Genomic DNA, 20,049 nt, shown 5'->3' with positions numbered 1-20,049 from the left:
GGGGCCCGGGGGGCGTCAGGCGCGCGCGGCCTGTGGCTGCAGCGCGGCCTGGGGGCCGCGTCCCAGCAACAGCAGCATGGCGGCGCCTGCAAGCGTGCTGGCCGTGCAGTAGGTGAGCATGGCCCCATAGCCGCCGGTGGCGCTGAACATGGCGGCGAAGGCCAGCGGCGCGCCGGCCGATGCCACCGTGATCAAGCCCTGGTGCAGGCCGAAGATGCGCCCGTAGTCCTTCAGCCCGAAATAGCGCGCCATCAGGAAGGCTGCGATATCGAATTCGGCGCCGGCGCCGAGGCCCGCGAGCGCCGCCGCGAAGCTGAGCATGGCGATATCGTCGTTCCCGGACAGGAAGATCATGGTGCCGATGGCCGGCAGCGCCAGGCTGACGGCAGCCACGCCCGGTGGCCACAGGCGGTCGAGCAGGTAGCCGACGATCAAGCGGCCCAGCACCAGCGCGATGCCGAACCAGGCGAACACCTGGGCGGCTGCGCCCGCATCCAGCCCGCGGTCGCGCAGCATCGGCACCGTGCTCGTGACGACGCCCATCACGGCCGAGACGACCAGGCACAAGGCCAGGTTGCAGATCCAGTACTTGGGCGAGGCCAGCGCCTCGCGGAAGGCCATTCCCGTGACCGGCGCCGCGGCGGCGATCCCCGGCTCGACGGCAGCCCCCGTTTCCGGCAGCCGGAACCAGGCCAGCGTGAGCGGAATGCCGATCACGACATTGACCAGCGCAAGGATGACGAACGGCGCCTGCCAGCCCCAGTTCGCCACGCCCCATGCAAACAGCGGCGGCGTCAGCGCGGCCGTGATGCCGGTACCGGACAGGCCCAGCGCGAGGGCCAGGCCGCGGTTGCGCAGGAACCAGAGGTTGAGCAGCTGGGTCCATGTCACGGCCAGCGCGCCCATGCCCACGATCGGCAGCAGGAAGAAGGCCGCGTACAGGGTCCACACCGGTCCGCCGATCTGGGTGGTGGCCAGGTAGCCGAGCGCCATCGTCAGCAGCGACACCACGGTGACGCGCTTGATGCCGAAGCGCAGGTTGAGCCAGCCCACCAGCTGCAGGCCGACCACCGCGCCGCCGAACAGGAAGCTGATCGCCGCCTGCAGTGCCGGGCGCTCCCAGCCGAATTCGGCCTGCAGCGGGATCACCAGCACGCCGAAGCCGTACAGCAGGGCGGCATTAATGCTGATCATGATGCCGGTGATGGCCAGCAGCAGTACGCGCCAGGATTGCTTGAACTCGGCGAAGTCGATCGCCGCGCCGTTCTTTGTTGCGACCATGATTGTCTCCATTTAGGTCGTGGATGCGGCGCCCTGGCTCTGCGGCAGGTAGCGCCGGCGTGACTGTTGCCGTGCCGCTCAGGGCAGCCTGATTCTCGTGCGCAGGGTGCCGATGCCCTCGACTTCGAGCTCGATCAGGTCGTCCGGCTTCAGGTAGCGCAGTTGCTCCAGGCCGCAGCCGTTGCCGACCGTGCCCGAACCGAGCACTTCGCCGGGATACAGGGTTTCGGAGCGCGAGATATGGGCGATCAGGTCCTCGAACTGCCAGCGCATGTCGCGCGTCGATCCCCTGCCCCACTCTTCGCCGTTGACGCGCGCGACCATGGTGAGGTCATACGGGTCGGGCAGCTCGTCGGCGGTGACCAGGCAAGGCCCCATCACGTTGCCGGTGTCGAAATCCTTGCTCTTGGCCGGACCCAGCATGCCGCCCATTTCGACCGCCTGCGTATCGCGCGCGCTCATGTCGTTGAAGATCGTATAGCCGACGATGTAGTCGCGCGCCTTCTCGCGCGGGACATCCTTGGCCTTGCTGCCGATGTAGCAGGCGAATTCGAGCTCGAAGTCCATCGCCTTGCTGTAGGCCGGCCAGATCACGTCCTCGTCTGGCCCGATAACGGCGAAGCGGTTGCACTTGTAATAGATGGGCTGGCGGTTGAAGGTGGCGATCACGCGTTCGTCGGCACGGGTGCTCATCTGGGCAAGCGCTTCTTCCGGATTCGGGAGGTGGGCGACGCGTGCGCGGCGGGCAGCGGCGAAGCTCTGCTTCAGGTGCAGTTCGAAACAGGAGCAGTCGCGCATCTGGGGCGGCGGCTGGATCGGGGCGCACAATTTCACCGACGCGCGCTCGATGACCGAGGCGCCTGGCGCCAGCGCCACCATGCGCCGCGCTTCCATCATCGCTTCCTCGCCCGCCTCGACCAGGGCCAGGATGCTGTTGAAGGCCGGCCACGCACCGAGACCGGTGCTCCTGGCGGCGATGCTCAGGTCGACGATGGCGCTGTCCGATTCGATCAGTGCGCCGGGGCGCATCATGCCGTGTTCGTCACGGTAGGTAACGAGTCTCATTGCTTGTCTCCATGGGGCCGGTACCGCCGGTGGCGGCCTGGCCCTCCTTGTAGTGGATCGGGCGCCCGCACGGGCGCGCTGCTTGCCGGCGCTGCTTTCTAGACCCGGCCGTTCACCGGGATGCATGCGCCGGTCAGCGCCGAGGCGTCGCCGGACAGCAGGAAGGCGACCACCGCCGCCAGCTGGCTTGGGGCCACCCAGCGGCTGGCGTCGGCATCCGGCATGTCGGCGCGGTTCGCCGGTGTATCGATGATGCTCGGCAGGACCGCGTTGACGGTGATGCCGCGGTCCTTCAGTTCCTCGGCAAGCGCTTCGGTCAGCCGCGCCACCCCGGCCTTGGACGCGGCGTAGGCGCCCATGCCCATGCCGGCCTTGTGCGCCGCGGCCGCACCGACATTCACGATGCGCCCGGCGCCGCGCGCCAGCAGGTGCGGCAGCGCCGCGCGACAGCTGGCCACCGCAGTGCGCAGGTTGGTGTCGTACATGCGGTCCCAGGAAGCGAGCGCGCCGCCTTCGACCGTCTCCCAGGTGAAGCCGCCCGCGACATTGACAATGCCGTCGATCCCGCCCAGCGCTTCGCGCACCTGGCCATAGGCTGCCTGGCAGGCCTGTTCGTCGGCCAGTTCGACGCCGCCGAGCGCGAGCGCGACGGCGGGCAGGCCGCTCGAAGGGACGGCCGCGCGGTCGAGCAGCGCGACCCGCGCGCCGTCGGCATGGAGGCGCTGCGCGACGGCGCGGCCAAGCGTGCCGAAGCCGCCGGTGATGACGATGATGCGGGTGTCGAGTGGTGCGGGCATGGCTGGTCTTTCCGATCGGGTCAGGTGGCAACAGGCAGCAATTGCAGGAACTTGATGAAAACTTTAAACAGATTTTCCAATTCTGTCTACATAGTTGTAGAATCGTTGCATCGACAGCGGCAGCGCCGCAGTGGCACCGCGTCTCTCCGAAAGTCCAGCACATGACAAGAAAACTCCCGGCGCTTACTCCAGACAACAGCGCCTTCTGGCAAGGCGGCGCGCAGCAGGAGTTGCGCATGCACCACTGCGACGCCTGCGCACGCTTCTTCCACCCGCCGGCGCCGGTCTGCCCGCAGTGCCTGGGCGCCCAGGTCGGCCCCAGGCCGGTGTCGGGCCGGGGGACAGTGCACACCTATACCGTCAACCACCAGCCCTGGCGCCCCGACCTGAAGGAACCGTATGTGGTGGCCATCGTCGAGCTGGCGGACCAGCAGGGACTGCGCTTCGTCACCAACATCGTCGGCACCCCACCCGCCGAGGTGCACATCGGCATGCCGGTGCGCGTGCGCTTCGAGCAGGTCGAGGACGTCTGGCTTCCACTCTTCGAAAAGGCGGCATGATGTTCGACCGGATCTACGAAAAAGACGTCGCGATCAGCGGCATCGGCCAGTCCGAAGTCGGGCGCCCTTCGGGCAAGTCCGCGATGCGGCTCACGCTCGACGCCTGCCTGGAAGCGATCGCGGACGCTGGCCTGAGCCGCGACGACATCGACGGCGTGTCATGCTGGCCCGGCGACAACAACAATGGCGATGCCTTTTCCCCGGTCGGCCCCAATGCGCTCATCGGCACCCTGGGCCTGAAGGTCAACTGGTATGGCGGCGGCTACGAAGGACCGGGGCCGCTGGCCGGCGTGATCAACGGCGCGATGGCGATCGCGGCCGGGCTGTGCCGCCATGTGCTGGTGTTCCGCACCATTACCGAAGCGACCCGGCGCCAGACCGACAAGGGCGCCAGCGCGCTCACCAACAAGACGGTCGGCCGCGACAACAGCTTTTTCTGGCAGTGGTACACACCCTTCAATGTGCTCTCCGGGGCCAACCTGATGGCGATGTATGCGCAGCGCCACTTCCACGACTACGGCACCACGCCGGAACAGCTGGCCCAGATCGCCCTCACCTGCCGCGCCAATGCCGTACTCAATCCGAAGGCGGTGTTCCGCACCCCGCTGTCGATGGATGAGTACATGGCCTCGCGCATGATCTCGACCCCGCTGCGCATGCTCGACTGCGACGTGCACTGCGACGCCTCCACCGCCATCATCCTGTCGCGCGCCGATGCGGCGGCGCACGGTCCCAACCCGCCGATCCGCATCGAGGCGATCGGCGCCGCCCTGCACCAGCCATGGTCCTGGGACCAGATCGACCTGACCGCGATGGCCACGCGCGACGCGGCCGACATGATGTGGGCGCGCACCGATCTCACACCCGCCGACGTCGGCACTGCCCAGCTCTACGACGGCTTCTCGATCCTGACCATGATGTGGCTGGAAGCCCTGCGCTTGTGCCCGCGCGGCGAAAGCGGGCCCTTCGTCGAGGGCGGGCAACGCATTGCGCTTGGGGGCGAGATGCCGATCAATACCAACGGCGGCCAGCTGTCGGGTGGGCGCACCCATGGACTCGGCTACGTCCACGAAGCCTGCACCCAGCTCTGGGGCCGCGGCGGCGCGCGCCAGGTGGCGCCCCATCACGCTTCCGTGGTGGCGTCCGGCGGCGGGCCGCTGGCCGGCAGCCTGCTGCTGGCAAGGGATTAAGTACTCGCCCTTAAATAAATGTGCTTTTGGCTGCCATAACCGGCGCCGTGCTGCGTTGGCTCATGCTTGCAGTGCTCGCACTGCGGCGCACTCGCCGCCTTGCACTGCATCCGGTTCTGTTTGCCAAAGCTCACATTTATTTCGGGTCGAGCACTTGCACGCCAGGCTCGCCGTCCTTGCCGCTCAATCATTCTGACTCTAGAATGACATTTTAGAACGCGATCGGTGGCCGGAGGGCGCCCTTCGCTTACCCGGAGCGCGCATGGCACCAGATAACAGCAAGGAAGAGCGTCCCGACTCGTCGACCGGCGTGACGGTCAAGCCGGTCGTCAACGCGATCCGTATCCTGCGCTTCCTGACGACCTCCGGCTCCCCTGAGCGGGCGGCCGACATCGCGCGCGAACTGGAGATCAACCCCAGTACCTGCTTCAATACGCTGCGCACCCTGGTCGCCGAGGAGATGCTCGACTTCGATCCCCTGTCCAAGACCTACACGACCGGCCTGGGCCTGGCCAAGCTGGTCGAGCACCTCGTCACCCAGGGCCAGCGCCTCGATGTGGTGCGGCCGCTGATGCAGGAATTCGCGGCGGCCCACCACGTGACGGTCACCTTGTGGCGCCGCATGGGGAATGACCGCATCGTGCTGGTCAGCTCCGAGACCAGTCCCGGGGACCTGCGCATCGACATGGCGATCGGCCAGCGCCTGCCGGTGCTGATGGGCGCCAGCGGACGCCTGTTCGCCGCCCAGCTCGGCCTGGACGATGCGCGCCTGCGTGCCGCCTTCGACAAGCTGCGCTGGGCGCGCGCCCTCGCCTTCGAGGACTACCGGCAGCAGGTGGCCGACGCCCGCGCGAACGGCTGGTCTGTCGACGACGGCTATTTCTCCGCCGGCATCCTGGCGGTGGCGGCGCCGGTGAACGATCGCGCCGGCGCCATCGCCTATGCCATCTCGGCCGTCACCTTCCGCGGGCAGTACGACCGCGACCAGGTGGAAAAGCTCGGTGAGCTGCTGCGCAAGCTGGCATCCAAGGCCGGCAACATCCTGTTCTGACTCGCCGCACACAAAACGTGACAGATTTTCGATTTGTGTGCATAATCGTCTCACAGGCCCCAGCGGTCGGATAATTATTAAAGAGACGAATCATGAGCGATCAACAGCTTCACCGCGTAATCATCGAACGCAGCAAATGCTGCGGCTATGGCCTCTGCGCCGCCCTCTGCCCTGAAGTCTACAAGCTCGACGCCGGCGGCATCGTGTATGTCGACAGCGAACTGGTGCCGGACGAACTGCTGGAAGCGGCGCGCGAAGGCGCTGCCGCCTGCCCGGCAGAAGCCATCGCGGTCCAGGCGCCTGCCTGATCCAAGCCTGGCGGTCCACGCCAGGCGTACGCCCGACATGCGGCCCGCTCGCGCGCCGCATGCCGCGCCTGCGCGGCTGGCCCGCTTTCCTGCGGGGATGTTCCATGAATAGATTAGCTGGAAAAGTTGCCCTGATCACGGGCACCGGTGGTGGCCAGGGGCGCGTCGCGGCCCTGCATTTCGCCCGCGAAGGAGCGATTGTCGTCGGCTGCGACGTCGATCGCGCCGCGCACGAGGAGACCGCGCGCCTGATGGCGGCCGAGGGCTACACCCTGCATGGCGATGCGCCGGTGGATCTTGGCGACCACGAACAGGCAAGACGCTGGGTCGAATCGGCCGCGGAGCAGCTCGGCCGCATCGACATCCTGTACAACAACGCCTCGGCTGCGAAGTTCGGCGGTGTCGGCGACATGTCGATCGAGGATTGGCACTTCACCATCCGTAACGAACTCGACCTCATTTTCTTCACCACCAAATATGCATGGCGACACCTGGCGGTGCGCGGGGGCGTGGTGATCAACATCGCGTCGACCGCCGCATGGGGTGGCTCGAAGGCGGCCGGGATCAGCGCGCACAGCGCGGCCAAGGGCGCCGTCGTCTCGTTCACCCGGCAGCTGGCGGTCGAAGGCGCGCCGCTCGGCATCCGCGCGGTCAGCATCAGTCCGGGCTTCGTCAGGACGCCCGGCACCGCCGCCTTCGTCGACAATCCGGTCACGCGCCGGATCATCCTCGACGGCGTCCTGCAGGACCGCCCCGGCGAACCGGAGGAAGTCGTGTCGCTTGCCCTGTACGTGGCATCCGACGAAGCGCGCTTCATGACCGGTTCCGACCTGGTGGTCGACGGCGGCCTGCTCGCCATCTAAATGTGGAGCGCCTCACAAAACCCCTGGGGCAAGGCGCACCGTCGAAGGCAGTACGCTAGTACGACGAGACGATGCAACGCCGCCATAGGGGGAATTGTTGGGCACTGGCGTACCGATCACACAACAACAGGAAGAGAACACATGGACATCATCGGCATCGGCTACCTCGGGTTCGAAACCGCGAACCTGGATGCGTGGCGCGAATACGGCCCGCAAGTAATGGGTTTCCAGGTCGGCGCGTCGCCAGAAGGCGATCTTGAATCGCTGTATTTCAGGATGGACGACCGGCGCCACCGGATCGCTTTTCATCCGGGGAAGATCGACCGCCTTGCCTACATTGGCTGGGAAGCCCGGGGCAAGCTGGAATTCCAGGCCGCCGTCGAGCGCTTCCGCGAGCACGGCATCGAAGTGACGGTCGCGGACGAAGCGCTGCGCGAGCGCCGCGGCGTGAAGGAACTGGTGCGTTTCCGCGATCCGGTCGGCTACCAGCACGAGCTGTTCTACGCCCAGAAATGGATGCCGCGCTCGTTCCAGCCGGGCCGCCCGCACGGCGGTTTCACCTGCGGCCAGCGTGGCGTCGGCCACGTGGTCGTGATCACGCCCGAATACACGCCGGAACTCGAGCACTTCCTCACCGGGATCATGGGCATGCGCTACTACGGCGCCGGGGCCGGCAAGGGCAAGACCGGCTTCTTCCGCGCCAAGCTCAACAATCACACCAGCCACGACATCGCCTACGGATTCGGACCGGGCAAGGCCGGGGTGCAGCACGTCGGCATCACGGTCAATTCGGTGCGCGACGTCGGCGAAACCTATGACCTGGTGCGCAAGAAGGGCCTGCAGATGATGATGACCCTGGGCCAGCACGTGCAGGACCCGCATATGTCCTTCTATCACTTCACGCCATCCGGCTTCGCCATCGAGTGCATCGCCGAACTGGAGCCATGGCACGACGACGGCTTTGAGCTCAATCCGGAGAAGCTGTCGACCTGGGGCCATGAGCTGGTCGGGCCGATCCTCGGCACCAGCGTACGCACGCCGGAAGAGATCTTCGAGCGCTGACCAGGGACGTCAGGACCCCTTGACGAGCTTCTGCAATGCGTCCGGCTTGATGATGATCAGCCGGTTCGCATCCTTCTGCACGATGCCCTGCTGGGCCAGGGCGGCCAGCGCCCGCGTCACGGTCTCGCGGCTGGTATTGATCATGTTCGCGATGTCCTGGTGGGTCGGCAGGTTCTCGACCACGGCCGGGGCGCCCGGCTCGGCCCCCTTGTTCTTCTGCATCAGCACCAGGTAGGTGTAGATGCGCTTGGCCGTGTTGTTAATGCTCAGCAGGGATCGGACCTCCGAGTCGCGCTCGATCTTCTCGGCCAGGTGCCGGAGCATCCCCATTGCCACCGAGGGCGAGTGCGAGAACAAGTGCAGCGCGGTGGCCGCCGGCAGGAAGCCCACCAACGCGTCGGACATCGCGACGATCGACGCCGTCCGCGTGGAATTGTTGATCAGCGCGATCTCACCGAAGAAATCCCCCGGCGCCAGCATGCGCAGGCCGATCGCCCGCCCGTCCTCGGTCACGTTCACCACCTGCAGCTGCCCCGAGAGCAGGAACAGCAGGCCATCCCCATGGCCGCCTTTTTGCAGCACGATGTCACGCTTGCCGTATTGGCGGATGCGGATTTCCTGCTTGACCAGGGTGATCTCCTCGTCCGACAGCTCGGCCAGCAGCGGGATCTTGCGCAGGTGGATGTGTACTTGACGCTCTTCGGCAGGAGCCGGATCGGTGGATGGAGTGCTTGCAGTCATGGCGTATTCCGGGAATGCCGGTGGGTCAGCACTGCACCCACCGGCCACTGGCCTAGTCGATTTCCGCGACGAGTTGCGGCACGACGTCGAACAGGTCGCCCACCAGGCCATAGTCGGCCACCGAGAAGATCGGCGCTTCCGGATCCTTGTTGATGGCGACGATGGTCTTCGAGTCCTTCATGCCGGCCAGGTGCTGGATCGCGCCCGAGATGCCGACCGCGATGTACAGGGTCGGGGCGACGATCTTGCCGGTCTGGCCGACCTGCCAGTCGTTCGGCACGAAGCCCGCGTCGACCGCGGCGCGCGAAGCGCCCATGGCGGCGCCCAGCTTGTCGGCCAGCGGCTCGAGCAGCTTGAAGTTCTCGGCCGAGCCGATGCCGCGGCCGCCCGACACGATGATCTTGGCGGCCGTCAGTTCCGGACGGTCCGACTTGGCCAGCTCGCGGCCGACGAAAGCCGACTTGCCCACGTCGCCCACGGCGGCGATCTGCTCGACCGCGGCCGAACCGCCGCTGGCGGCGCTGTCGAACGCGGTGCCGCGCACGGTGATGACCTTCACCGGGTCAGACGACTGGACGGTGGCGATGGCGTTGCCGGCGTAGATCGGGCGCTCGAAGGTGTCCGGGGACTCGACCTTGGTGATTTCCGAGATCTGGGCCACGTCCAGCCTGGCGGCCACGCGCGGCAGGATGTTCTTGCCGTAGGCGGTAGCCGGGGCCAGGATGTGCGAGTAGCTGCCGGCGATCGCCAGGATCTGCTCGGCGACGTTCTCGGCCAGGCCATCGGCGAAGTGCGGCGCATCGGCGACCAGCACTTTGCTCACGCCGGCGATGCCGGCAGCGGCTTCGGCGGCGGCGCCGCAGCCGGAGCCGGCGACCAGGATGTGGACCTCATTTGCACCACCTGCGCCGCACTGGGCGGCCGCGGTCACGGTGTGGTGGGTAGCGCCCTTAAGGGAGCCGTTATCGTGTTCTGCAATGACGAGTGCGACCATGTTCTTTTCCTAAGTTTGTTTAGATAACCTTGGCCTCAAGGCGCAGCTTCTGCACCAGGGTCGCCACGTCCGGCACCTTGACGCCGGCCGAGCGCTTGGCCGGCTCGGTGACTTTCAGGGTCTTCAGGCGCGGGGTCACGTCGACGCCCAGGTCTTCCGGCTTGACGGTTTCCAGCGGCTTCTTCTTGGCCTTCATGATGTTCGGCAGCGTCACGTAGCGCGGCTCGTTCAGGCGCAGGTCGGTGGTGACGATGGCCGGCAGGTTCAGGGCCACGGTTTCCAGGCCGCCGTCCACTTCGCGGGTCACGGTCACCTTGCCGTCTTCCAGCACCACTTTCGATGCGAAGGTGGCCTGCGGCCAGCCCAGCAGCGCAGCCAGCATCTGGCCGGTCTGGTTCGAATCGTCGTCGATCGCCTGCTTGCCCAGGATGATCAGCTGCGGCTGCTCCGTGTCGGCCAGCGCCTTCATGATCTTGGCCACGGCCAGCGGCTCGGTCTCGACACTGGTCTCGACCAGGATGCCGCGGTCGGCGCCGATCGCCATGCCGGTACGCAGGACTTCCTGGCACTGGGCCACGCCCACCGACACGGCGACCACCTCAAGGACCTTGCCGGCTTCCTTGAGGCGTACGGCTTCTTCCAGCGCGATCTCGTCGAACGGGTTCATCGACATTTTGACATTGGCGATATCCACGCCGCTGCCGTCGGATTTGACGCGGACCTTGACGTTGTAATCGACCACGCGTTTGACGGGTACCAGTATTTTCATGCAGTTCTCCTTCAGGCTTTTTGTCGTTGGGATACGGGCGCGCCATACTGTGCCATCAGCTGCGCACGCCTCTCGTCGGTCATGTCCATGGCCTTTTCCTTCACGTGGCCGTAGCCGCGAATCTTTTCCGGAAGCCACGCCAACGCGAGCGCCGTCTCCATGCGCTCGTCCGTGAGCGTTTCGCAGAACAGGGCAACCAGGGCAAAATAGTCCTCGACCAGTTGGCGCTCGCGACGCCGTTCGGCACTCATGCCGAACGGGTCCAACGCGGTCCCGCGCAGCCAGCGCATGCGCGCCAGCAGGTGAAACACCGGCATCATCCATGGGCCGAAGCGGCGCTTGGCCGGCCGTCCGTCCGCGCCGGGCCGTGCCAGCAGCGGTGGCGCCAGGTGGAAGTTCAGCGTGTAATCCTTGCCCGGCTCGCCTTCGAACTGCGCACGCAAGGCTGCCAGGAACTCGGGCGCGCTGTGCAGGCGCGCCACTTCGTACTCGTCCTTGTAGGCCATCAGCTTGGCGAGATTGCGCGCCACCGCCTCGGTCAGCGGCTGGCGGCGCTGCCCGGGAAGATCCGCTTCGACAGCGCGCAGGCGCGCCACCGCGGCCCGGTAGCGCTGCGCATAGGCCTCGCCTCCATAGCTGCGCAAGAGCCGGGCGCGCTCTTCGACCAGGCGCTCCAGCGTCACGGGCATGTCCACCACGACCGCGCCCGTCTCCTGCGCCCTGCGGCTCTCTGCAAGTGCTGACGGATCGTGGGCCGCCAGGCGGCCCATCTCGAACGCGCGCTGGTTCTTCTCGACCGCCACCCCATTGAGCTCGATGGCGCGCAGCAGCGCCTGGCGCCCGAGCGGAATCCAGCCCTTTTGCCAGGCATAGCCGAGCAGCAGCGGGTTGGCGAAGATCGTGTCGCCGAACAGGCGGGTGGCGAGCGCGTTCGCATCGACGAACTCGCAGGCATCGCCCACGCTCGCACGCAGGTCCGCTTCCGCGCTGGCACCGGGGAAGCGCCAGTCGGGGTTCGACAGGAAGGCCGCGGACGGCACGGCGGCGCTGTTCACCACCGCGCGGGTGCGGCCGCGCCGGACCCGCGACAGTGCGTCCAGCGACGCGGCGACGATCGCATCGCAGCCGATCAGCACCGCCGCGTCGCCGGTAGGCACCCGCGTCGCATGGATCAGGCCAGTCTGCGCGGCGATCTGGATATGGCTGAGCACCGCACCGCCCTTCTGGGCCAGCCCGGTGATGTCGAGGACCTTGACGCCCTTGCCTTCCAGGTGCGCGGCCATGCCGAGCAGGGAGCCAATCGTTACCACGCCGGTGCCGCCGACGCCGGGAACCACGATGCCACAAACACTGTCCAGGGCCGGCAGGGCCGGCTCGGGAATGTCCGCAGCCGGCACGGCCTTGGCGGCTGCGGGACGGCGCAGCTGCGCCCCTTCCGCCGTCACGAAGCTCGGGCAGAACCCGTTCACGCAGGAGAAATCCTTGTTGCAAGAGCTCTGGTTGATCTTGCGCTTGGTGCCCAGCGGCGTCTCCAGCGGCTCGACCGAGAGGCAGTTCGACGCCACCGAACAGTCGCCGCAGCCCTCGCACACCGCCGCATTGATGAAGGCGCGGCGCGGCGGATCGCTCGCCTCGCCGCGCTTGCGGCGGCGCCGCTTCTCGGTGGCGCAGGTCTGGTCATAGATGAGCACCGAAACGCCGGCCGTGTCGCGCAATTCCAGCTGCAGCGCATCGAGTTCGTCGCGGTGGTGGACCGTGACGCCGGCCGGTAATCCACTGCGGTCCGCATATTTTTCCGGCTCGTCGCTCACCACCAATACCCGCACCGCGCCTTCGCCGGTGACCTGCTGGGCGATCTGGGGCACCGTCAGGGTGCCGTCCACCGGCTGGCCGCCGGTCATCGCGACGGCGTCGTTGTACAGGATCTTGTAGGTGACGTTGGCCCTGGCCGCGATCGCCGCGCGCACCGCCAGCACGCCGGAATGGAAGTAGGTGCCGTCACCCAGGTTCACGAACACGTGACGGTCGCTGGTGAAATGCATCTGCCCGAGCCAGCTGACGCCCTCGCCCCCCATCTGGCTGACGGTGTCGGTGCGCCGGTCCATCCAGAGCGCCATGTAATGGCAGCCGATGCCGGCCAGGGCGCGTGAGCCTTCCGGCACACGGGTCGAGGTATTGTGCGGGCAGCCGGAGCAGAACCACGGCTTGCGCTCGGCCGTCACGCGCGGCCGCGCCGCCTCCCGCTCCTTGGCCTCGATGATGGCGATACGCGCATCGATGCCCGCCCGCAGGTCGGCGGGCAGCTCGGCCTGGCCGAGGCGGCGCGCGATCGCCTTGGCGATCAGTGCCGGCGACAGTTCGTAGCGTGCAGGCAGCAGCCACTGACCGCGCGGCGCCGACCATTCTCCTCCGGCGCCGGAACGCTCGTCGAACTTGCCGTAGACATTCGGGCGCTCCGCGTGCGGCCAGTTGTACAGCTGCTCCTTGATCGCATACTCCAGCACCTGGCGCTTCTCTTCCACCACCAGGATCTCGCGCAGTCCCGACGCAAATTCCTGCACGTCGTCGGCGTGCAGGGGCCAGACGCAGCCCACCTTCAGGATGCGGATGCCGATCCGTGCACAGGCGTCGTCGTCGATGCCCAGGTCGACCAGCGCCTGGCGCAGGTCGAGATAGGCCTTGCCTGCCGCGACGATACCGAAACTGGCCTGCGGGGCGTCGACCACCACCCGGTTCAGGCGGTTGGCCCGGATGTAGTCGAGCGCCGCATACCACTTGTGGTCGACCAGCCGCGCCTCCTGCTCGAGCGGCGCGTCCGGCCAGCGGATGCCCAGTCCGCCTTCCAGCACCGGCGCCGGGGGCAGCACGATGTGCAGGCCTTCGGTGTCGATCTCCACCGAGGCGGACGACTCGACCACGTCGGTGACGCATTTCATCGCCACCCACAAGCCCGCGTGGCGGCTCATCGCCCAGCCATGCAGGCCATAGTCGTGGAACTCCTGGACACTGGACGGATACAGCACCGGAATGCCGCAGGCGACCAGCAGGTGTTCGGACTGGTGCGCCACAGTGGACGACTTGGCCGCATGGTCGTCGCCGACGAGCATCAGCACGCCGCCCTTGGGGGACGTGCCTGCCGAGTTGGCGTGCTTGAGGACGTCGGCCGAGCGGTCGACGCCCGGCCCCTTCCCGTACCACATGCCGAACACCCCGTCGCGGGTCGCGCTCTGGTACAGGTTCACCTGCTGGGTGCCCCACACCGCGGTCGCGGCGAGGTCTTCGTTCAGGCCGGGCTGGAACACGACGTCGTGATCGTCCAGGTGCTTCTTCGCCTTCCACAGCGCTTGGTCGAGGCCACCGAGGGGCGAGCCGCGGTAGCCGGAGACATAGCCGGCGGTGTTCAGCCCGGCCCGCAGGTCGCGCGCTTTCTGCAGCATCGGCAGGCGCGCCAGCATCTGGACACCGCTCAGGAAAATCTGGCCCTTGTCGACGGTGTACTTGTCGTCCAGGGTGACGGCGCGCAGGGCGTCATGCGTGGCGGCGGCGGCTTCAGGGCTTAGGGGCGAGTTCATGGCATGCCTAGGTCGGAAAATGAATGGTCGGGGATCAGCCGCCAGGCGCGGCCGCGGCGACGTCGAACGGTCCCGGCCGGGGCCGGCGCCGATGAATTGCCGCGTAGCCCAGCGTGCGCAACAATGATTGTCTACAGCGAGCGGGCGATGATCTCTTTCATGATCTCCGAGGTGCCGCCGTAGATCCTGGCGACCCGCGCATCGACCCACGCCCGGCTGATCTTGTATTCGCTCATGAAGCCGTAGCCGCCATGCAGCTGGAGCAGCTCGTCCAGCACCCTGCCCTGCATCTCCGAGCCCATCAGCTTGCACATGGCGCCCACCTCCGCCGACAGCTCGCCGCGCATCGCCTTGGCCAGGCAGTCGTCGACGAACACGCGCAGCATCGTGGCCTGGGCCTTGCATTCGGCCAGCTTGAATTTGGTGTTCTGGAAGTCGAACACGGTCTTGCCGAACACCTTGCGCTCACGGACGTAGGCCAGCGTGTCCTCGAGCAGCGCATCGATCGAGGCGGCCGCGCGCAGGCCGATGATGGTGCGCTCCCACGCCAGCTGGTGGGTCAGGTAGCCGAATCCCTTGTTCTCCTCGCCCAGGCGGTTCCCGACCGGCACCCGCACCTCATCGAAGAACAGCTCCGAGGTGTCCTGACCTTTCAGGCCGATCTTCTCGAGCAGCTTGCCCTTCGAGAATCCCGGGCGGTCGGCTTCGACGCACACCAGGGTGAGCTCCCTGGCGCCCGGATCGAGCTTGGTGGCGGTGACCATCAGGTCAGCGTTGCCGCCGTTGGTGATGAAGGTCTTCTGGCCGTTGATGACGTAGTCGTCGCCGTCGCGGCGCGCGCTGGTGCGCATCGAGCGCAGGTCGGAACCGATACCCGGCTCGCTCATGGCGATGACGCCGATGGTCTCGCCGCTGACCATCTTCGGCAGCCAGCGGCGCTTCTGCTCCTCGCTGCCGTAGGCGACGATGTAGGGCGCGACGATTTCCGAATGCGTGGTGAAGCCGATCGCGGTGGCATTCACCCGCGCCAGCTCCTCGATCATCACGGCCGAGTGGCCGAAGTCGCCGCCAGCGCCGCCGTACTCCTCGGGTACGGTGGAGCACAGCAGGCCCACTTCGCCGGCCTTGCGCCACACCGACTTGGGCACGATGCCGGCGTGCTCCCACTCCGCCAGGTGGGGCACGATCTCGTTCTCGATGAACCGCCGTGCCATCTCGCGGAACATGTGATGGTCTTCTCGAAAAACACTGCGCATGCTGCTTCTCCTGATTTCGGATAGGTGCGGGCCTAGCGGCCCTGGTATTGCGGTTCGCGCTTGCCGAGGAAGGCGGATACCGCCTCCGCATGGTCTTCGGTATGGTGGGCCAGCGCCTGGTAGGCGGCCGACATCTCCAGCAGCGAGTCGAGCCGCATGTGCTGGCCTTCGCGCAGCAGCCGCTTGGTCAGGCGCAGCCCGTGCGCGGGGTTGGCCGCCATGCGCCGGGCGATCGCCAGGGCGCTGGCTTCCAGCTCGGCGGCGGGCACGACTTCCGTCACCAGCCCCCAGGCCAGCGCGGTCGCCGCATCGATGGTGTCGCCGGTCAGCGCCATCAGGCTCGCCTTCGGCATGCCGACGATGCGCGGCAGCAGCCAGGCGCCGCCGTCTCCCGGCACGATGCCCAGCTTGACGAAGCTTTCGGCGAATTTCGCGGTGTCGGCGGCAATGCGCACGTCGCACATGCAGGCCAGGTCCAGGCCGGCGCCGATGGCTGGGCCGTTCATCGCGGCGATCACCGGCACCTCCAGCGTGTACAGGCACAGCGGAATGCGCTGGATGCCGTTGCGGTAGCTCTCGCTCACTTCGTATGGCGAACCGGCGAAGATGCCGCCGCGCTCGGCCATGTCCTTGACGTTGCCGCCGGCGCAGAAGGCCGGACCGTTTCCGGTCAAAACCACCACCTTGATGCCGCGGTCGGCCCGCACCATCGCGCACATGTCGACCAGCTCCTGCATCTGCGAGGGCGCTGTCAGGGCATTGCGGGTCTCGGGACTGTCCATGCGGACGGTGAGGATGGCGCCATCGCGCTCCAGGATCAGAAAGGGTTTCATGCGCGCTGCTCCATCAGGGTGTCGAAATGGCCGTCGGTCATGCCGGGCCAGAAGCCTGCCGGCCCGGCGGCGCACACCGCCCTGCCCAGCCGCTGCGACCACGCGGTGGCGGAACCGAATTCGCTGCGCCAGGACCACAAGCGTCGGGTGCTCAGGTGCAGCGCATGCTCATGGGTGAAGCCGATAGCGCCGTGCACCGCATGCGCCACGCCGGCGCCGATGCCGGCCGCCTCGGAAGCGCAGATCTTGGCGGCGATCGCCGGCAGGCGCACGATGCGCGATTCGGCCGCCGCGAACGCGGCTTCGGCCGCCATGACCGTGGCTGCGGCGTGCTCGGCCAGCACCGCGAGCTGGTGCTGGATGGCCTGGAAGCTGCCGATCGGCTTGCCGAACTGGACCCGTTCGGACGCGTAGCCGGTCGCCATCTCCAGCACGGCTTCGAGCGCACCCGCGATCTGGGCCGCACGCATCATCGCGCCGCCCAGCAGCAGCACGTCGGAGGGCCAGCCGGACGGCAAGGGCGCCTGCACGACCGGCGCAACGTCGTGGAACGACAGCGTGGCGCGCGGCTCCGACGCGGTATTCGCACTGTCCTGGCGCTGCGCCGCTTCGGTCGGCAGCAGCACGACGGCCGGCTCGGCGCCGCCGGTCACCGCCACCACGAAGGGCACCGCCCCGCCCCAGGGCACCTCCGCCGCCTCGCCACTCACCACGCCACCGTGCAGGCGTAGCGAACCCGTGGCCGCGATGCTGACCGCGCCCGCGGCCGGGGCCAGCCCGGCAGCGCCGAGCAGCCAGTTGGCCAGCATGGCCTCGGGCAGCGGCAGCGGCAGGTGATGACGCCCCGCCAGCCGCACCACGCCGCACACGTCGGCCCAGCCGGCGCCGGCGCCGCCCAGCGATTCGGGCGCCAGGGCCAACGGAAAGCCGGACTCCTCGACGGCCGCCCACATCGCGTGCGGCCAGGAACCGTCTTCGCATGCCAGCACCGCTGCGGGGCTGGCGAGGTCGGCGAACAGGCGCTCGACCGTAGAATCGAACATTTGTCTCATGATTAGCGCATTCCCAATCCGCGTGCGATGATCCCGCGGAGAATTTCGCGCGTACCGCCGCGCAGTGAAAATGAAGGGGCCTCCTGTGTCAGGTAGGCCAGCACCCGCGCGTGCTCGCTCGATCCGCGCGTGGTCGGCGCCACGTCCAGCAGCAGCTGGGCGAGTTCCGGTATCTCCTGCTCGAAGCTGGTGCCCAGGTCCTTGACCACCGAGGCCTCCCAGGCAGGGTTGCGGCCGGCGGCCAGCTGCGCCGTCACCGCCAGCGACATCTGGCGCAGGGTGAACAGGCGCGCCGTGAGGCGGCCGATCTCCTTCGCCTGCAGCGCGTCCGGCTGCCGGCCGACCTCGGCGATCAGGGTCTCGAGCAGGGCGATCGAACTGAGGAAGCGCTCGGGCCCGCTGCGCTCGAACGCCAGCTCGGCGGTGACCTGGGCCCAGCCCTGCCCCTCGGTGCCGATCAGGGCATCCGCGTCCAGCGTCAGCCCGTCGAAAAACACCTCGTTGAAGTGGCTGGCCCCGGTCAGGTCCTTGATCGGACGGATCGTGATGCCCGGCAGGCTCAGGTCGATGATGAACTGCGACAGCCCTTCGTTGCGCTTGCTGTCCGGATCGGTCCGGACCAGGGCGATCATGTAGTGCGAACGGTGGGCGTTGGTGGTCCAGACCTTCTGGCCGTTGACCACCCATTTGTCGCCCACGCGGCGCGCGCTGGTGCGGATCGAGGCCAGGTCGGACCCGGAGTTCGGCTCGCTCATGCCGATGCAGAAGAAACGCTCGCCGCGGCAGATGGCCGGCAGGTGGAACGCCTTTTGCGCATCGGTGCCATAGTGCAGGATCTGCGGGCCGCTCTGGCGATCGGCGAACCAATGCGCGGAGACCGGGGCGCCGGCCGCCAGCAATTCCTCCACCACGACATAGCGGACGAAGGGGCTGGCGTCGGCGCCGCCGTAGCGCTTCGGCAGCGCCATGCCGATCCAGCCGCGCTCGCCGAGGCGGCGGCTGAACCCGGCGTCGAATCCCATCCAGGATTCGGCGCGCCGGGTGGGAGGGTAATCTGCCAGCGCCTCCGCAAGGAAGCGGCGTACCTCGGCGCGGACGGCTTCGGCCTCCGGCGGGATGGGACTGAACTTGAACTGGTCAATGGACATGGTCGGTCATGCGGTGGAGTCGATGCGCCTGTACCGCGCGGCCGCACGCGTCCGGCGCGACCCGGGGCCACGCGGAAGCGCCGGCTTGCGACGCGGACAGGACTCAGGGGAGGCCGTACCCTCCCCGGCAGATGCTCAGAGCGCGGTCTGGGCGTCGGCGGCGGCAAACATCTTGTTGATGTCGCCCGAGGTGACCGGACGGCTCGGATCGCGCTCCGGCGCCGCGCCGCCCAGGCCGAGGGCCGGCTCGATGCTCACGTGGGTGGCCTGCGCCTTCAGGGCGCCGACGGTGCAGTTCTCGCGTCCCAGGACCGAGAAAGGATCGTAGGAGAACTCGCGCATCGCGTTCAGGTGCGTGATCTTGTCGATGACCTCGTCCGACAGGTGCTGCGCCTGGCTCCAGAACACGTTCGCCGAGTTCGGCCAGGTGCAGTCGGAGTGCGGGTAGTCGCATTCCCAGGTGACCTTATCGACATTGATCGAGTCGAGGTTCTTCAGGCCGAACGCATCCTCGATGAAGCAGGTGATGAAGTGCTCGTTGAAGATCTGGCTCGGCTTCTTGCCGTCGAAATTCGAGTTGGTCCATTCGTGGTGATGGCTGTGCGTGAAGTCCGCGCGCTCGAGCAGGTAGGGAATCCAGCCGATGCCGCCTTCGGACAGGGCCATGCGCAGCTTCGGATACTTCTTCCACATCGGCGCCCAGATCCAGTCGGCCGCCGAATTCGAGATCGAGATCGGCATCGAGGTGATCCAGGCGTCGATCGGGGACTCGTCCGAGGCATGCGCGGCCTTGACGCCGGTGCCGATGTGGCAGCAGATGACGACGTCGTTGTCCGCGCAGGCCTTCCACAGCGGATCCCAATGCGAGTTGTGGATCGACGGGTAGCCGTGCACGGTCGGATTGTCGGACAGGGTCAGCGCATGCACGCCCTGGGCCGCGAGGCGCTTGACCTCGGCGGCCGCCGCCTGCATGTCCCACCAGGGCACCATCATCAGCGGGATGAAGCGGCCCGGCGCCGCGTTGCACCAGTCGTGCAGGTGCCAGTCGTTGTAGGCCTGGATCGCGGCCAGGCTGACCTCGCGGTCGTTCATCACCTGGAAGCGCTGCCCGGCGAAACCCGGAAAGGTCGGGAAGCACAGCGAGCCCAGCACACCATTGGCGTTCATGTCGTCGACGCGCGCCTTGATGTCCCAGGTGCCGCGCCGCATCTGCTCGTAGGAGAGCGGCTCCATGCCGTACTCTTCCTTCGGGCGTCCGACCACCGAATTCAGGCCCATGTAGCCGGTTGCCTTGTCTTCGAATACCCAGACGTCGCGCCCTTTGACGGTCTCGACTTTCGGCTGGCGGCCCTTGAAGCGGGCGGGCATGTGGCGGTCGAAAGCACCGCGGGGTTCGATCACGTGGTCATCCACGCTGACGAGGATAAGGTCTTCATATTTCATCGTTGTCTCCGAGGAAGGTATTCGCTTGAGCAGCGCTTGGTTTTCTCTGGCTTCATTCTAGAAC

The 20,049-nt window shown here is 67.3% G+C and carries 18 protein-coding genes; 6 read left to right on the top strand and 12 right to left on the bottom strand.

All coding sequences use genetic code 11. The features are described from left to right. Window positions 1-15 precede the first annotated feature (15 nt). The 3 genes from ACZ9AQ_RS20820 to ACZ9AQ_RS20810 all read right to left on the bottom strand — a co-directional run bounded on the left by ACZ9AQ_RS20820 (window position 16) and on the right by ACZ9AQ_RS20810 (window position 3,143). On the bottom strand, window positions 16-1,281 hold the full coding sequence (locus ACZ9AQ_RS20820) for an MFS transporter (RefSeq protein WP_429206632.1): 1,266 nt from the start codon (window positions 1,279-1,281) through the stop codon (window positions 16-18). Between the two features lie 78 nt (window positions 1,282-1,359). Further along, entirely contained in the window at window positions 1,360-2,346 is a 987-nt protein-coding gene (locus ACZ9AQ_RS20815) for a fumarylacetoacetate hydrolase family protein (RefSeq protein WP_429206633.1), read from the bottom strand. A 98-nt stretch (window positions 2,347-2,444) separates the two neighbouring features. Further along, a complete protein-coding gene (locus ACZ9AQ_RS20810; protein ID WP_429206634.1) occupies window positions 2,445-3,143 on the bottom strand; it encodes an SDR family NAD(P)-dependent oxidoreductase in 699 nt (232 codons plus the stop codon). Between the two features lie 161 nt (window positions 3,144-3,304). Here ACZ9AQ_RS20810 and ACZ9AQ_RS20805 point away from each other — a divergent pair, with 161 nt between their 5' ends. From ACZ9AQ_RS20805 to ACZ9AQ_RS20780, 6 genes are all read left to right on the top strand, one after another. After that, window positions 3,305-3,703, top strand: coding sequence for a Zn-ribbon domain-containing OB-fold protein (locus ACZ9AQ_RS20805; protein WP_429206635.1), 399 nt, complete (start codon window positions 3,305-3,307; stop codon window positions 3,701-3,703). Next, window positions 3,700-4,893 (top strand): thiolase family protein, encoded by a 1,194-nt coding sequence (locus ACZ9AQ_RS20800; RefSeq protein WP_429206636.1) that lies wholly within the window; start codon window positions 3,700-3,702, stop codon window positions 4,891-4,893. The genes ACZ9AQ_RS20805 and ACZ9AQ_RS20800 overlap by 4 nt, the downstream gene beginning before the upstream one ends. A 262-nt stretch (window positions 4,894-5,155) precedes the next feature. Then, on the top strand, window positions 5,156-5,944 hold the full coding sequence (locus ACZ9AQ_RS20795; RefSeq protein WP_429206637.1) for an IclR family transcriptional regulator: 789 nt from the start codon (window positions 5,156-5,158) through the stop codon (window positions 5,942-5,944). A 92-nt stretch (window positions 5,945-6,036) separates the two neighbouring features. Continuing rightward, on the top strand, window positions 6,037-6,252 hold the full coding sequence (locus tag ACZ9AQ_RS20790) for a ferredoxin (protein WP_313033021.1): 216 nt from the start codon (window positions 6,037-6,039) through the stop codon (window positions 6,250-6,252). A gap of 104 nt (window positions 6,253-6,356) precedes the next feature. Beyond that, the gene (locus ACZ9AQ_RS20785; RefSeq protein WP_313033020.1) at window positions 6,357-7,115 is read left to right on the top strand and encodes an SDR family NAD(P)-dependent oxidoreductase; all 759 of its coding nucleotides are present in this window, start codon (window positions 6,357-6,359) and stop codon (window positions 7,113-7,115) included. Between the two features lie 141 nt (window positions 7,116-7,256). Then, window positions 7,257-8,177, top strand: a complete 921-nt coding sequence (locus tag ACZ9AQ_RS20780) for a VOC family protein (protein WP_429206638.1) — start codon at window positions 7,257-7,259, stop codon at window positions 8,175-8,177. A 9-nt stretch (window positions 8,178-8,186) separates the two neighbouring features. Here the strand turns inward: ACZ9AQ_RS20780 and ACZ9AQ_RS20775 are convergent, their stop codons facing one another. From ACZ9AQ_RS20775 to ACZ9AQ_RS20735, 9 genes are all read right to left on the bottom strand, one after another. Beyond that, entirely contained in the window at window positions 8,187-8,918 is a 732-nt protein-coding gene (locus tag ACZ9AQ_RS20775; RefSeq protein WP_429206639.1) for a Crp/Fnr family transcriptional regulator, read from the bottom strand. Between the two features lie 52 nt (window positions 8,919-8,970). After that, window positions 8,971-9,912: an electron transfer flavoprotein subunit alpha/FixB family protein gene (locus tag ACZ9AQ_RS20770; protein ID WP_429206640.1), complete on the bottom strand. Its 942-nt coding sequence runs from the start codon at window positions 9,910-9,912 to the stop codon at window positions 8,971-8,973. Between the two features lie 19 nt (window positions 9,913-9,931). After that, window positions 9,932-10,681, bottom strand: coding sequence for an electron transfer flavoprotein subunit beta/FixA family protein (locus tag ACZ9AQ_RS20765; RefSeq protein ID WP_429206641.1), 750 nt, complete (start codon window positions 10,679-10,681; stop codon window positions 9,932-9,934). Between the two features lie 11 nt (window positions 10,682-10,692). Next, window positions 10,693-14,253, bottom strand: a complete 3,561-nt coding sequence (locus tag ACZ9AQ_RS20760; RefSeq protein WP_429206642.1) for an indolepyruvate ferredoxin oxidoreductase family protein — start codon at window positions 14,251-14,253, stop codon at window positions 10,693-10,695. A 131-nt stretch (window positions 14,254-14,384) separates the two neighbouring features. Further along, window positions 14,385-15,509, bottom strand: a complete 1,125-nt coding sequence (locus tag ACZ9AQ_RS20755) for an acyl-CoA dehydrogenase family protein (protein ID WP_429206643.1) — start codon at window positions 15,507-15,509, stop codon at window positions 14,385-14,387. Window positions 15,510-15,541: 32 nt separating this feature from the next. Then, window positions 15,542-16,342, bottom strand: a complete 801-nt coding sequence (locus ACZ9AQ_RS20750) for a crotonase/enoyl-CoA hydratase family protein (RefSeq protein WP_313034515.1) — start codon at window positions 16,340-16,342, stop codon at window positions 15,542-15,544. Further along, window positions 16,339-17,385: an acyl-CoA dehydrogenase family protein gene (locus tag ACZ9AQ_RS20745; RefSeq protein ID WP_429206644.1), complete on the bottom strand. Its 1,047-nt coding sequence runs from the start codon at window positions 17,383-17,385 to the stop codon at window positions 16,339-16,341. The genes ACZ9AQ_RS20750 and ACZ9AQ_RS20745 overlap by 4 nt, the downstream gene beginning before the upstream one ends. A gap of 11 nt (window positions 17,386-17,396) precedes the next feature. Further along, on the bottom strand, window positions 17,397-18,542 hold the full coding sequence (locus ACZ9AQ_RS20740; RefSeq protein WP_429206645.1) for an acyl-CoA dehydrogenase family protein: 1,146 nt from the start codon (window positions 18,540-18,542) through the stop codon (window positions 17,397-17,399). A 135-nt stretch (window positions 18,543-18,677) separates the two neighbouring features. Further along, window positions 18,678-19,985, bottom strand: coding sequence for an amidohydrolase family protein (locus tag ACZ9AQ_RS20735; protein WP_313034625.1), 1,308 nt, complete (start codon window positions 19,983-19,985; stop codon window positions 18,678-18,680). Between the last annotated feature and the right edge of the window lie 64 nt (window positions 19,986-20,049).

This window comes from Massilia sp. UYP34 (assembly GCF_056279385.1).
Note: the sequence above shows the minus strand (reverse complement) of the source record. Positions and strands in the feature narration are given on the sequence as shown.

What these genes read in the sequence shown, in the direction of transcription:
- ACZ9AQ_RS20820 (WP_429206632.1), bottom strand. Translation starts at nt 1,281, where the DNA reads ATGGTCGCAACAAAGAACGGCGCGGCGATCGACTTCGCCGAGTTCAAG.
- ACZ9AQ_RS20815 (WP_429206633.1), bottom strand. Translation starts at nt 2,346, where the DNA reads ATGAGACTCGTTACCTACCGTGACGAACACGGCATGATGCGCCCCGGC.
- ACZ9AQ_RS20810 (WP_429206634.1), bottom strand. Translation starts at nt 3,143, where the DNA reads ATGCCCGCACCACTCGACACCCGCATCATCGTCATCACCGGCGGCTTC.
- ACZ9AQ_RS20805 (WP_429206635.1), top strand. Translation starts at nt 3,305, where the DNA reads ATGACAAGAAAACTCCCGGCGCTTACTCCAGACAACAGCGCCTTCTGG.
- ACZ9AQ_RS20800 (WP_429206636.1), top strand. Translation starts at nt 3,700, where the DNA reads ATGATGTTCGACCGGATCTACGAAAAAGACGTCGCGATCAGCGGCATC.
- ACZ9AQ_RS20795 (WP_429206637.1), top strand. Translation starts at nt 5,156, where the DNA reads ATGGCACCAGATAACAGCAAGGAAGAGCGTCCCGACTCGTCGACCGGC.
- ACZ9AQ_RS20790 (WP_313033021.1), top strand. Translation starts at nt 6,037, where the DNA reads ATGAGCGATCAACAGCTTCACCGCGTAATCATCGAACGCAGCAAATGC.
- ACZ9AQ_RS20785 (WP_313033020.1), top strand. Translation starts at nt 6,357, where the DNA reads ATGAATAGATTAGCTGGAAAAGTTGCCCTGATCACGGGCACCGGTGGT.
- ACZ9AQ_RS20780 (WP_429206638.1), top strand. Translation starts at nt 7,257, where the DNA reads ATGGACATCATCGGCATCGGCTACCTCGGGTTCGAAACCGCGAACCTG.
- ACZ9AQ_RS20775 (WP_429206639.1), bottom strand. Translation starts at nt 8,918, where the DNA reads ATGACTGCAAGCACTCCATCCACCGATCCGGCTCCTGCCGAAGAGCGT.
- ACZ9AQ_RS20770 (WP_429206640.1), bottom strand. Translation starts at nt 9,912, where the DNA reads ATGGTCGCACTCGTCATTGCAGAACACGATAACGGCTCCCTTAAGGGC.
- ACZ9AQ_RS20765 (WP_429206641.1), bottom strand. Translation starts at nt 10,681, where the DNA reads ATGAAAATACTGGTACCCGTCAAACGCGTGGTCGATTACAACGTCAAG.
- ACZ9AQ_RS20760 (WP_429206642.1), bottom strand. Translation starts at nt 14,253, where the DNA reads ATGAACTCGCCCCTAAGCCCTGAAGCCGCCGCCGCCACGCATGACGCC.
- ACZ9AQ_RS20755 (WP_429206643.1), bottom strand. Translation starts at nt 15,509, where the DNA reads ATGCGCAGTGTTTTTCGAGAAGACCATCACATGTTCCGCGAGATGGCA.
- ACZ9AQ_RS20750 (WP_313034515.1), bottom strand. Translation starts at nt 16,342, where the DNA reads ATGAAACCCTTTCTGATCCTGGAGCGCGATGGCGCCATCCTCACCGTC.
- ACZ9AQ_RS20745 (WP_429206644.1), bottom strand. Translation starts at nt 17,385, where the DNA reads ATGTTCGATTCTACGGTCGAGCGCCTGTTCGCCGACCTCGCCAGCCCC.
- ACZ9AQ_RS20740 (WP_429206645.1), bottom strand. Translation starts at nt 18,542, where the DNA reads ATGTCCATTGACCAGTTCAAGTTCAGTCCCATCCCGCCGGAGGCCGAA.
- ACZ9AQ_RS20735 (WP_313034625.1), bottom strand. Translation starts at nt 19,985, where the DNA reads ATGAAATATGAAGACCTTATCCTCGTCAGCGTGGATGACCACGTGATC.